Source organism: Candidatus Poribacteria bacterium (genome assembly GCA_021162805.1).
In the GTDB taxonomy this organism is placed as follows: domain Bacteria; phylum Poribacteria; class WGA-4E; order B28-G17; family B28-G17; genus JAGGXZ01.
Window position 1 is genome coordinate 1 of sequence record JAGGXZ010000204.1, and the last position, 12701, is coordinate 12701.

A 12701-nucleotide genomic window follows, 5' to 3' on the forward strand; every position below is an offset into this window, starting at 1 on the left:
GATGAAAAGATTTGATTCTTTTTCGGCCTTTGGTGCCGGGAGGGGAGATTTTACCCTTATCAAAGCGTTGAAAAGCCCTGATCGAAGGGGCGAGACCCTTGACAGGGGATTGATCGCCCTCAGATCCGCAGAGGGGACCTATCTGAGCTGGCGGCTTCTCAGCTCAGATCCACGAGATATCTCGTTCAACATATATCGAGAGGATGAAAACGGCGTCCATAGGATAAACGAGGTCCCCATCTCGTCCACGACCGATCTGCTGGATAGATCGGCTCAGGACAAAGGTGAATGCCGGTATATCCTTAAAGTCGAACGGGGGACATACGGGTTGATCAAAATCGCCGCCTATGACGGGGACCTGAACATGGTCTGGTACTTTGAGGCATCGGGGGAACACAGCGGATATAGAGGACAGGGCGCCCATGGTCTGGCGGTGGCCGATACGGATGAGGACGGTATGGATGAGCTCATTATCGGCTCAGCCGTGATAGATCACGATGGCAGACCGATCTGGTGCACCGGATTAGGTCATCCGGACGTGATGTATGTCGCCGATATCGATCCCGAAAGGCCCGGCCTGGAGATCTTCTACGGCATAGAGCCGAGACATGAACGGAACGCCGTCTGCCTGGTGGACGCCCGGACGGGGAGATCATCTGGAGATATGACGGCCCTACGAAGCATGTCCACGGCCAGGGTATGGTGGGAGATATAGATCCGGATTATCCGGGGATGGAGTGCTACGCCAGCGAAAGCGATGGCAGTCAGTCCTGGCTCTACAGCGCCAAAGGGGAGCTGATATCGAATGAGAGGATGGGAGGGACAACCCCTCGGGCGGTATGGTGGGACGCGGACCCATATAAGGAGCTGTTCTATGGCGGCAAGCTCAGAAAATACAAGGGTGAGGAGATCGACGAGATAGAGGGACGGCTGTTGGCGATAGGGGATTTCCTGGGTGACTGGCGTGAGGAGATCATCACGAGCGTCGACGGCGAGATGCGGATATATCTCACCGCCATTCCGGCCGTAAGCCGGAACGTATGTCTCCTGGAGGATAGGCAGTATCGAATGGGTGTGGCCGTTCAATCCATGGGATATTACTATCCGCCCCAGTTGAGCCTGAGCTACACCGGACCGATCGCCTGAGAGAGAGGCTCAGCTTCCACCTTTTGACGGAGGGAGAAAATGAGTGAAACCGGCCTGTTCCAGCTCGAATTCTCCCTCTCCGCTTTTAAGTGTGCATCCCCTATCGTATGGGAGTATCCTCCCGATGACCGAGATATCGAGGTTCAACTCCATCAAGGCCGATCGGATCTCCTTAACATTCTCCTCGGGGGCTGTCAGCAGGAGTTCATAATCCTCCCCGCCGTTCAGGGCCAATTTCAGGGGTGAAACGCCGATGTCAGAGGCGAATTTGCAGGCTGCCTCTGATATCGGTATTCTCTCGGCATAGATCTCCGCTCCGACGCGGCTGGATTGACAGATATGATTCACCTCACTTGACACGCCGTCGCTCACATCTATCATGGCGTTGGCGAGTTTGAGGGAGGCTATCTTCCTGGCGGCTCGCAATCTCGGTCGCGGCATCAGATGTCTCATCCTGAGGTATTCGATCTCCTCTTGAGAGAGAGAAGGTGCCTCTGACCCTGAAAGCAGGGCCAATCCCGCCGCCGAGTCCCCCACCGTGCCCGTGAGGATTACCATATCCCCGATCTTCGCCCCTGATCTGTATATAACCTCCTCTTCCGGACACTCGCCGATCACGGATATCGATATGAAAAGGTGGGTTGGTGATCCGGTTGTATCTCCTCCCACGATACTTACCCCTGCCTCGCGAGCCATCCGTTCCAATCCCCTATAGATCTCCTCGATGAATCCGATTTTCAGATCGGGGCGTGCGGATATGGAGACGAGAGTATATTTTGGTTCCCCGCCCATGGCTGCTATATCGCTCAGATTGACCGCCATCGCCTTATAGCCTAACTGATATGGCGTATGCGTCCTCAGTGTGAAGTGTATATTCTCGACGAGCGAATCGACTGTCACAAGCAGCGCCTTTCCATCACCTCCGTTCAAAACGGCGGCATCATCTCCGATACCGCATATCACATCATCACAACGGCAGCTCAAGAGGGAGGATATCCTCTCTATAAGTGAGAACTCACCTATATCGCTGAGTTTGAGCTCATGCTCGCCGGATGTCATCTGTTACATCTGCACCTTTTAACTCTCCGCTTTTTGATGCTCCAGAGTGGCCTTGACGAAGGCTTTAAAGAGCGGATGAGGATCGAGCGGCTTAGATTTGAACTCGGGGTGAAACTGCGAGCCGATCATCCAGGGATGGTCCTCCACCTCGACCATCTCCACCAGATCGCCGCTTGGCGAGATCCCGCAAAGCCTCAACCCCTTGGAGCTGAGCGTCGTTCGATATTTGTTGTTGAATTCATACCGATGCCTATGTCGCTCCAGGATGATCGGCTGTCTATATGCCTCAAACGCCTTAGAGCCTTTGTCCAGGATACACGGATACAACCCCAAGCGCATCGTGCCGCCCTTGTCCGATATGTTCCGTTGTTCGGGCATCAGGTCTATGACGGGATGGGGCGTTTCAGGATCGAACTCCGTGCTGTTTGCTCCATCGAGACCCGCGACGTTTCTGGCGAACTCTATCACCATACACTGCATCCCCAAACAAAGCCCCAGGAAGGGTATCTTATTCTCACGTGCGAATTTAACGGCCACTATCATCCCTTCGATCCCTCTGTATCCAAATCCCCCGGGCACCAGTATACCGTCCACGCCGGCGAAAGCCTTATTCAGATCGCGGCGTTTGAGCAGGGATTCCGAATCGACCCATTTTATCTTCACCCCGGCATCGTTGGCTATTCCCCCGTGTTTCAGCGCCTCCTGAACGCTTATGTAGGCATCGCTCCCTCTGGTATATTTGCCGACGATCGCCACGGTGGTGTGATACTTTGGGTTTTTAAGCCTTTCGACCATCCGGCGCCACTCATCCATTTTAGGTGGATTGTTCCTGAGATTGAGCCGTTTTATCACCAGATCGGCCAACCCCTGGTTTTCAAATATCAGGGGGATTTCATATACGATATCGGTATCCCTTCCCTCGATGACCCCCTCTATGGGAACGCCGCAGAAGAGGGATATCTTCTCTCTCAAACTCGCGCTGAGAGGTTTACGGGTGCGACAGATGAGGATATCGGGTTGTATGCCCAGCTCCTGAAGCGCCCTGACGCTGTGCTGTGTGGGCTTGGTCTTCGGCTCACCCCAGGAGAGATAGGCTATCAAGCTGACGTGGATGTAGAGGACGTTCTCCCTTCCGACCTCCCTTCCGATATCCCGTATCGCCCACACGAAAGGGGGCGTTTCGAAATCGCCTATCGTCCCGCCGATTTCGGTGATAAGTATATCGGCGTTGCTCTCCCGGGCGAGCTGATATATTCGGCTCTTGATCTCGTTCGTTATATGGGGGATAAGCTGAACGGTCTGACCCAGAAACTCACCCCGCCTCTCCTTGGCTATGACCTCGCTGTAGACCGCTCCGCTGGTGAAGTTCGAATGCCTGGTAAGCTCTATGCCCAGAAACCTCTCATAATGGCCCAGATCCAGATCTGTTTCCGCCCCGTCGTTGGTGACGAACACCTCGCCGTGCTGGAACGGATTCATGGTCCCGGCATCGACGTTGATGTAAGGATCTATCTTCAGCGCCATGACCCTATAGCCTCGATTTATGAGCAATCTACCTAAAGCTGCCGTGGTTATCCCCTTACCTACCGATGAGACAACGCCACCTGTAACGAATATGTATTTCGTCACCTGAATCCCTCCAGATTAATCAAAATATCTCGCTCACTCTGAAGCTCAATCCCTCAAGCAGAGGTGATTCCAAGAGATCATCCCTCCCATATCTGCCATGTAGCACAAACCTCTCCCCTACCAACCTCAACACCTCTATCTCCCCCATCTCCGGATCGACTATCCACATCTCCTTCACCCCATGCCGTTCATATAGCCTCCTCTTATGTTCTCTGTCCAGGGTCCTGGTGGCCGGTGAGAGTATCTCAACCACAAGATCGGGTGCTCCTCCGATATAGTGCTCCCCGATGATGTGATATCTCTCCCTGAAGATGAACAGTATGTCAGGCTGAACCACGTCCCTCTCCGATAACACAACATCGCAGGGAGCGTAAAGCACTTCGCCTAATCCATTTTTCTCAACGAAGGCATCGATTATATGCTCTATCTTCTTAGATATCCTTTGATGATAGGGCGATGGTGCGGGTGCCATGAAAAGCTCTCCCTGTATGATCTGATACCTCTTCCCGTCATCGGGAAGTTTGAGATAATCCTGATATGTATATCCAACTTTCAGCGAGACCGCTTGTGTGCTCATGTCTTACCCTCGGAAAGCCTTCTTATAACCCTTTCCAAATCGGCAGGGGTGTCCACCCCTATGGTGGGGCGATCTGTTTCGATCACCCTGATCCTGTAACCGTTCTCCAGAAATCTCAGTTGTTCAAGCCCCTCAGCCCTTTCAAAGGGAGCGGGTTCAGCCTGAACAAACCATAGCAATGCCTCTTTCCTGTAGGCGTAAAGCCCGATGTGACCGAATGCGGGGGCATCCGGGTCCCAGGAGAGGGATTTATTTCCGGGGATAGGAGAGCGTGAGAAATACATGGCGAATCCGGATCTATCCACAACCACCTTCACCACGTTGGGATCTCGATAGAAATCCTCCGATCTTATCCTATAGACCAGGGTGCAGACGGGTATCGTTGGATCATCCAGGAGAGGTTGAACGATGGCATCCAACATCTCCGACTCAAGCAGCGGCTCATCTCCTTGAATGTTGAGAACGATCTCGCAATCCATCTCTCCGATCACCTCGGCGACACGATGGGTCCCCGTGGGGCAGTCCGGGGAGGTCATCACGACCTCCCCCCCGAATCCCTTAACCGCCTCATATATCCTCTCATCGTCCGTGGCGACGATGACCAGATCGATCGTTTGGGCCCTAAGGGATCTCTCATAGACGTGCTGGACCATCGGTTTGCCGAGGATATCGGCGAGGGCTTTGCCCTCAAACCGGCTCGATGCGTATCTGGCTGGGATAACCCCTACGACCCTCATAATATGGTCACCTCAACTTGACCGGCTCGTGGGTCTCGGCGGACCTGTATGCCGCCAAGGCCACCTCCAACGCTCGCAGCCCATCCTCGCCCGTTATCATGAAGGGACGATCCTCCTCGATACTCTCTATAAAGTCCGAGATCAGCCCCATATCCATGTTGTCTCCCCAGTAGATCCATTGGGCCTTCATGACCTTGTCGTTATAGAGGTCGAAATCCTGGGCGAAGGCGTCCAGGGAGATCACCCCGTTAACCCCCACGATCTCCATGGTCACATCGCCCCATGTGGGGAAGGATTTAGGCCTCGACCAGCTTGCATCCAGCGTGGCGAAGACCCCGTTATCAAAGAGCAGCGTCAGTATCCCACAGTCGTCCACCTCGATCTGATGCATAAGGGTATCGGACTCGGCATAGACCTCGACCACCTCGCTTTTGAGAAACCATCGCCACAGATCCACCACATGGACGGTATGATCCATCACGGCTCCGCCGCCGCTTTTTTCCTTCTGGGCAAACCATCCCCCGGGCATCGAGCCGTGATTCGTCCCCTTGATGCCGATTATCCTTCCGATCTGACCTGACTCCACCGCCTCCTTGGCTCGCCTGACGGCGGGGATATATCTGCATGGGAAGGCGATGCCGAATTTGACACCCGCTTTTTCACACGCCTCTATCATCTCCTGTCCGTCCTCAACCGTAGTGGCGATCGGCTTTTCACAAAGCACAGCCTTCCCAGCCTCCGCGGCCGCTGTGACATGTTCCCTGTGATCGGCGTTCGCCGAGCAGACTATCACCGCATCTAGATCCTCCTCCAGGAGCTTATGATAGTCGTCGAAGAATTTCCCGCCAAACCTCCTACATAGATCATCGGCTACGGACGTATCTTCGTTGTATATCGCCACGATCTCGGCGTTGGGAAGCTCCTTAAGACAGGAGGCGTAGCTGTATGCGTGCATATGAGCGAAACTTATCATTCCGACCTTGACCATCCTTTCACCCCCTTTTTAAAGCGTGACCGGCTTTCCGGTTTTTATGGACTCCAGCGCCGCTATCCCTATTCTTATCGCCTCAAGGGCGTCCTGGCCGGTTATCTCCGGCTCCCTGTCATCCCTGACACATCCCACGAAATGATCGATCTCCATGAAGTAGGGGCTGACGTTGACAGGGCTTTCGGGCACCTCAACGGCGGCTTTTCCCTCGGCCTGTGTCTTGACGAATATCCTGATGGGCGAGGAGGTTCGGCTATCGAAGTAGATCAGCCCTTCGCTTCCGGCGGCCTCGAACGTGGTGAAGAATCCGCTATGCGCCCAGCTCCCCTCGACGTGAGCGATCACGCCGTTTTTGAACCTCAGAGTCACGAGCGCATAATCGACGGGGATTTCCCGATCGTACATCGCCCCCCTGGCGAACACCCGCTCGACGTCGCCGAAGCACCATCTGAGGAAGTCGAAGTCGTGGATGATCAGATCGAGGCATACCCCTCCGCTCATCTCACGTTTTTTATACCAGTCCTGCCATCCGACCGGCTGGCTGGCACATCTCGATGCGCGGATGACGGCGGGTCTGCCTATGGCCCCGGCGTCGATCTGTCGTTTTATCGCCACGTATTCGTGGAAATACCTGAGGACATGTCCGACCATGAATTTGACGCCTGCCCTGTCGCATGCCTCGATCATCTCCTCCCCGTCTTGGACGCTCAGCGCGAGCGGCTTTTCACAAAAGACGTGCCTTCCGGATCGGGCGGCCTTGATGACGAACTCCTTGTGAAACGGCGTAGGCATACAGACGTCGATTATGTCCACGTCGGCCTTCTCGATCAACTCATCGGCTTCCTCGAAGGTCTCCGCGCCGAGCGGCTCAGCCACCTTCTGAGCGGCATCCCTCCTCTTATCGGCTATAGCGACCACTTTGACGTCGGGGATTTGAGAATAACAGCCGGCGTGCATTCCCCCCATCGTCCCCGCGCCCAATATGCCAACTTTAATCATCGGTTCACCTCCTCAGATCGAATTGAGATATTCCAAGCCGACCTTAGGATTTTGCACACATGAGATCGGCAGGCCGGCGCTCAGATTCCCGAAGCATTTTTCAGAACACTTAGCGCATTTGACTATCTCATCCATGCGATTCTCTTTAACCTTCATCGGCAGATACGGATCGGCGATCAATCCCCGTCCGACGGCGACGAGATCGCACTTTCCATCCCTGAGCGCCCTTTCCGCCATCTCCGGATCCTCCATCCCACCGACGGCTATGACGGGTATGCTGAGGGCGGATTTGATAGCGGCGGCAAGGTCCGCATGTTCTCCGCCCTTACTCGTGCTGGGAGATATATCTATCACATCCAACCCCGCTCTCTCGAGCTCAAGGGCGAACCGGATGCTCTCCTCAAGCGTATAACCCATCCCGACGGGCGTGTGACGATAGAGGATCAGAGCGTCCGGATCTAAGCTCTCTCTGATCGATCTGACGATCTCCAACCCCAGCCGCATCCGATTCTCGAGCGAGCCGCCGTATTCGTCCGTCCGCCTGTTACGCTCAGGCGAGAAGAACTGGTTGAGGAAAAAACCGTGGGCGCCGTGAGGTTCCACGCCGTCGAAACCAGCCTCACGGGCTTTGAGGGCCGCGTAGACGAATTTCCTTTTCAACCTGCCGATCTGCTCCTTTGTGAGCTCCGTCGGATTCGTCTCCCGGCAGTCGAAGACATCACCGTGGAAGAGCTGTATCGCTATGGCCGCTCCCTCCTTATGAGCGGCGTCGACCAGATGGCTCAACCCCTTAAGGAAAAAGTGATAGGAGAACCTATCCACATGGGTTGCCTCGACTATCACCAATCCGACGCCGCCCCTGGCCCTTTCCCGATAATACGCTATCGCCTGTCCAGACGTGACACACATGTTGGTGACCATAGGGGGCATGACGTATCGATTGCGCAAGGTTAGATTTCTGATCTTCAACGGCTCAAAAAGCACGGCTTACCTCCGTTTTCCACAATTTAGGGTGGTTCATCCGCCTTCCCTGTAGAAACGCGAGGTCTTGCGCCCTACACCGGCGGAAACACGTCCCTTACAATTTTCTCTCCTTCAATGCCTCCTCCACGCTACAGCTTTCAAGCGTCACACCGCCGAATTTTATTCGGCTCACCTTGTCCGTGGTTTGATCGTAGAAGACATCAATATCATTATCGCGCCAGTGAGCGGTCCAGGGCTCATTTGGAGAAGGGGCATCTCTCTTATCGATCATAACCACCTCAGCAAGGGTAAGCTTTGAACGACCGGGATCGAACAGCATGTAGAGTAGCTTTTCACCCTTAGGTATCCTCAATATCCGATCTATCGGCGGCGACCCGTATAGCGCCGATAGGTTCTTATATGAGATCGATTTTATCCCGTTCTCATCGGCCTTTTCAATCCTGACGCCATCTGGACTTACGAGCTCCAGCCACTGTCTCTCCCCCCTGTTGTGGAGGATCCTGCTTAGGGATAAAATTAAACGCAGGTCATCACGATAGATGTCGGCCGAGTAATTGCTGAGGAACCCATCGTCCCTAACGATAAGGGCATCGTTCTCCTCAACCCTATACATCTTACCGTTATACGTGAACTTCCATCTCCTGGTGATAATCGTGAAACTTCCTGGGAACCTCTTTACATGAAGCGCGTACTCCTTCGGGTTTTTCCTCACCTGCATGGCAGCCTTATATAATTGGATCTCGGTGGGATCGAACTTCCAGGCGATCGGCTTGTTTATCATCCGCTGTATCGGTTTCTCTCCCATCAGGGGAATCTGAAAGCAGAGGAAGGTCGAAAGCACGACCGCACCGCCGAGGATCAAAGCCTTAATCTCAATCCTCTCTCCCCTCTCCAAGGAGGGACCGGATCCTTCGGAAGGAAGTTCCCTGAATCCCGTCTTTATGCTCATCGGCACCATGAGAAAGCCGATCGTCACTCCGGAGATCAACCCTCCGAGATGAGCGAGGATGTTCACCCCCTCGCCGATGCTTCTGAGAAATATGAAGATCACGTAGCCGATACCCACCAGGTATCTGAACCTGCTGGTGAGGATAAGGTTCTTCCTCAGATAGTAACGCAGTGGGATATTGGCGCCGAGGATCCCAAAGATGGCGCCTGATGCTCCTGCCGAAATCGCATAAGGATCGCCGAAGGCCAGAAAGAGCAGGTTGCCTATATATCCCGACAGGATATAGATGGCGAGAAATCTCATACGCCCGTAAAGGAGTTCAGGTATCCGACCGAACATGAAGAAGAAGAAGCTGTTAAACAGAAAATGCGGCAGTCCGATGTGCAGGAACATGGAGGTTATCAGCCGCCAATATTCGCCTTTTAGGATCAAGCTGTTTATCTGAGCGCCGAACTTGATCAAAACAGGGGCTTTTGTGGATCCTCCAGCACCGGTCATAGCTAACCAAATCAGGAAGTTAATGGCTATTATCCATATCGTGATAAGGGGTTTGCCTCTGGTGGAGATCTCCGACTCAATTTCCCGGACGGCCTCTCCTGCCACAGCCCTTTCCTCAGGCGGTGGGGCTTCCTGATCCTCGGCACTTATCGGAATAAGCTTGCCGTCCTCCTCCAGCATGAACCCCCTGTAGAAATCCACGAACTCCTCTTTTTCCCCTCCGAATATACCCCTCTTAGTTTTGTATACAAGCACCCCCCTGTCCCCTCTCACCCATCTCGCGGCCTCCGACGCCAGGGATTCACCCTCTCTCTCCACAGTGAACCTGTGGGTTTTTCCCGATGAATCGAGGAAGGTTATGTTTACGACCTTAGTGACCCTCGGCCTTATTCCGAACCCCAATGCTGTAGGAGGAGTCTCCGTATGCACTTCCATCTCGGTGAGCTTAGCGTTAACCCGATGTTTGATCTCACCGCCCATTTCTCCCTCCGTTCCCGATCGAGCTCATCACCTAATTATATTCCACGCCTAGGACCTTGTCAATGAAGCGCTGTAATTTCCTGAAAACGGCAAGTAGGCTGCAGGAGAGGGTTTACACGATCAGATTCACGGCGATCTTTCTCTCCTCGATGATCTCGCCCGTGTCGGCGTCAATCAGGCGGATGGTGACCTCAGATGGCGGGTTTTCGTCGAAACTGAGCCACGATAGCGTAAAGGTGACCCGCCGAGAGTTTTGGTTCAATTCCTGAGGTTCGCTCCGTTTGCCATTTATCTCCACCACAACCCGGCGTGGTTTCGCGAACAGATCCCACTCCTCAGCTCGAACGGTGACCACCGCCAGTCGGCTGGTGAGAGGTTCCGGGACATCCATCGAAACCGAGACCTTCTTCGCCATTCTCTCTACCTCGGCTACCAGTACAGGGATCACGCTCTCCTGCAGGCTCAGCCCGCCGTGCAAAAATCTCCCAACCTCACCCTGAACGGCGAAAACCGCAAGACCTTTCGGGAATGAGAAGAGCTCCGAACCCTTCAGCCCCAGTTCGTCCGCACGTTTGACCAGACAGCCCTTAGCCTCCCCGCCGACCGTAAACCGTCGTTTGCGCAGATACGCTTTGGGAGCCTCCATCATGGACGGTTTCACCTCAGGGGGAAGGAAAAGGAATCCGTGATCCGAGGTTACGACGAACCGCTCGAACCCCTTTCCCTTCAGAAAGCGTATAGAACGGGCGATCCGTTCCACCATCCCCAGAATCCCCTCCGGATATAGCTCCATGGCGAACGTCCCGAACTCGTCTACCTCTCTGGAAAACACGACCAGGAGATCTACATCGGACGATTCCCCCTTTTCCACCTCGTCCATCCCCGTGACTTTTCCGAACTTCCCCAGATGACGTTCCAGCCATGTCTTCCTGCCCGTATGACCTCCCAGCTCCTCTTTCCCCGCTCTGACCCGGAGCGTTCCCTCCTCGACCTTCACCTCCAGGCCGGTCTCAACTTCGGGCATCAGGGAGGCCATCCCCAGCTCGGTCACGCTCGGCAGAGCTGCCAGGGCGCAGCTCAAAGCGATTTTGAGTTCGTCGCGAGCCAGCAGATCCCTCAAATGCCTCGCCAGGTCATACCTCAGCGCGTCCACCAGAAACACGGCCGTCCTCCGTCCTTTGGAGACGAACCCCTTCCAGAAACCGATCTGTGTGATCTCCCAACCTTCGCGGCTTACCACCTCAGCAAAGGCACGGTTCACCCTATCCAGATAAACCCCATAGGCCCGCCATGCCGGATGAGCTATGCGAGCTTTCTCCTCCTGGCTCAAATCATCCGCCTTAACCGCCAGCTCCAGAGCCCACAGATCCAGTCTCCACCACCCTTCATCCTCGGTGTAACGTCGGACGAAGCCATCACGATCGGTTATCCCCTCCACCTCCTCAACAGCTTGAAGACAACCCTGGTGGAGCTTAACGGCTATCGTTATCGGCTCCCAGAATGGAGCTGAGCCCGACCTGGACCAGAAATATCCCCGCCGTTCCTCGGAGATCCTGAGGAGTGAGGAGGCTTTCTCACCGAAGTTGGACCCGTGGGGATCGAGGCTTCGAAGCAACTCTTTCCGCCATAGCTCATCTATGACAGGGAAGGTCTCCGCGTTTAACAGTTCCTCGCTCACGGTGAGGAGGGATCCCAAATCGTATTCCCGCTCAACCTCTCTCGCCGCTTTGAGATATACCTCTCGGAGGTCCTCACGCCTTCTCCATCTTTCAACCAACGCGGCAACGGATGAGAGTCTGTCCTCGGAGGGAAGGATCTCCGAAAATCTGGAGATCAGCGATGGGAGAACTTCCGTCAGCTCGGAGAGCAACAAGCCCGCTTGAAGCCTACACCGCAGGGTTTCCTCGTCCTCAGGCATCTCCCTCCATCCCATCCATCCCTTTATCCGCTCCCTCCAGATCTCCCACAACCCCACCTTCTCCAGAGCCTCTCGATCGCACTGACCGCCGAGGAACTCAAGTATCGCCTCCTCCATCTCCCATTTATCCATCTTGAAGGCGATGGCCAGCAGAGCGTCCAGCAGGATCGCCTCGGTTAAGGGTTTATCTCCGATCAGTCGATCCCATCCCATAGCCAGTCGGCGGGAGTTATCCGGAATGTCGCGTAAAAGGGATCGAATCAGGGGTGAGGCATACAGACCTGCTTTGCGGCATAACAGCTCAAGCAGATCGAGCTCCAGTCGTTCACCCATCAGCTCCCAATCCCTCAGCCAGCCTTCCGAAGGGGGTGGTTCGGGGACATGGATGATCCAACGTCCTTCAAAGCGGGGATCTTCCCCTTCGAGCTCAAACCTGAGGGCGAGGTAGCTGCCATCGAAGCGGAGGAGGCGGGCGTCCTCGGGGATCGCCTTCTCCGCCAGCTCCCGCAATGTATCGCCTGCGTCATACCACACCACGATCCCCGAATCGCCCTGACGGCGTAGCGCCTCATCCAATATCTCGCTCAACCATCGGATCAGCATCGCTCCTCACCCCTTCACCCGTTCGGCGGAGCGGTGTAAGACGCCCGCAGCTTTAAGCGGCTCTATGTTGACCCGCACGCCGTAGTCCCGGTTCGGTCGGTAACCCTCCTTTACGATCTCGTTCACCCTTTCGC

The 12701-nt window shown here is 54.8% G+C and carries 11 protein-coding genes; 2 read left to right on the top strand and 9 right to left on the bottom strand.

Going from position 1 to position 12701, the window contains the following annotated elements; translation table 11 throughout:
- A partial coding sequence (locus J7M22_16795; GenBank protein MCD6508262.1) for a hypothetical protein occupies positions 1-715 on the top strand: 715 nt, incomplete at its 5' end.
- Entirely contained in the window at positions 703-1146 is a 444-nt protein-coding gene (locus tag J7M22_16800; GenBank protein ID MCD6508263.1) for a hypothetical protein, read from the top strand. The genes J7M22_16795 and J7M22_16800, both read left to right, overlap by 13 nt.
- A 9-nt stretch (positions 1147-1155) precedes the next feature.
- Here J7M22_16800 and thiL read toward each other — a convergent pair whose 3' ends face one another.
- From thiL to J7M22_16845, 9 genes are all read right to left on the bottom strand, one after another.
- On the bottom strand, positions 1156-2205 hold the full coding sequence (gene thiL / locus J7M22_16805; GenBank protein ID MCD6508264.1) for a thiamine-phosphate kinase: 1050 nt from the start codon (positions 2203-2205) through the stop codon (positions 1156-1158).
- An 18-nt stretch (positions 2206-2223) separates the two neighbouring features.
- Positions 2224-3834, bottom strand: a complete 1611-nt coding sequence (locus J7M22_16810; protein MCD6508265.1) for a CTP synthase — start codon at positions 3832-3834, stop codon at positions 2224-2226.
- Positions 3835-3853: 19 nt separating this feature from the next.
- Positions 3854-4411 (bottom strand): Uma2 family endonuclease, encoded by a 558-nt coding sequence (locus J7M22_16815; GenBank protein ID MCD6508266.1) that lies wholly within the window; start codon positions 4409-4411, stop codon positions 3854-3856.
- Positions 4408-5148 carry a 3-deoxy-manno-octulosonate cytidylyltransferase gene (gene kdsB, locus J7M22_16820; GenBank protein ID MCD6508267.1) on the bottom strand — a complete coding sequence of 247 codons (741 nt, stop codon included), beginning with the start codon at positions 5146-5148 and terminating at the stop codon, positions 4408-4410. Before kdsB ends, J7M22_16815 begins: the two co-directional genes overlap by 4 nt.
- Positions 5149-5155: 7 nt before the next feature.
- Entirely contained in the window at positions 5156-6136 is a 981-nt protein-coding gene (locus J7M22_16825) for a Gfo/Idh/MocA family oxidoreductase (protein MCD6508268.1), read from the bottom strand.
- A gap of 15 nt (positions 6137-6151) precedes the next feature.
- The gene (locus tag J7M22_16830) at positions 6152-7135 is read right to left on the bottom strand and encodes a Gfo/Idh/MocA family oxidoreductase (protein ID MCD6508269.1); all 984 of its coding nucleotides are present in this window, start codon (positions 7133-7135) and stop codon (positions 6152-6154) included.
- Between the two features lie 12 nt (positions 7136-7147).
- Positions 7148-8119 (bottom strand): NADH:flavin oxidoreductase, encoded by a 972-nt coding sequence (locus tag J7M22_16835; GenBank protein MCD6508270.1) that lies wholly within the window; start codon positions 8117-8119, stop codon positions 7148-7150.
- Positions 8120-8213: 94 nt separating this feature from the next.
- A complete protein-coding gene (locus tag J7M22_16840) occupies positions 8214-10046 on the bottom strand; it encodes a rhomboid family intramembrane serine protease (GenBank protein MCD6508271.1) in 1833 nt (610 codons plus the stop codon).
- 112 nt (positions 10047-10158) lie between these two features.
- A complete protein-coding gene (locus tag J7M22_16845; protein ID MCD6508272.1) occupies positions 10159-12567 on the bottom strand; it encodes a PglZ domain-containing protein in 2409 nt (802 codons plus the stop codon).
- Between the last annotated feature and the right edge of the window lie 134 nt (positions 12568-12701).

Excerpts from the sequence above, each read along its gene's own strand:
- thiL (MCD6508264.1), bottom strand. The coding sequence starts at position 2,205 with ATGACATCCGGCGAGCATGAGCTCAAACTCAGCGATATAGGTGAGTTC.
- J7M22_16815 (MCD6508266.1), bottom strand. The coding sequence starts at position 4,411 with ATGAGCACACAAGCGGTCTCGCTGAAAGTTGGATATACATATCAGGAT.
- kdsB (MCD6508267.1), bottom strand. The coding sequence starts at position 5,148 with ATGAGGGTCGTAGGGGTTATCCCAGCCAGATACGCATCGAGCCGGTTT.
- J7M22_16825 (MCD6508268.1), bottom strand. The coding sequence starts at position 6,136 with ATGGTCAAGGTCGGAATGATAAGTTTCGCTCATATGCACGCATACAGC.
- J7M22_16830 (MCD6508269.1), bottom strand. The coding sequence starts at position 7,135 with ATGATTAAAGTTGGCATATTGGGCGCGGGGACGATGGGGGGAATGCAC.
- J7M22_16840 (MCD6508271.1), bottom strand. The coding sequence starts at position 10,046 with ATGGGCGGTGAGATCAAACATCGGGTTAACGCTAAGCTCACCGAGATG.
- J7M22_16845 (MCD6508272.1), bottom strand. The coding sequence starts at position 12,567 with ATGCTGATCCGATGGTTGAGCGAGATATTGGATGAGGCGCTACGCCGT.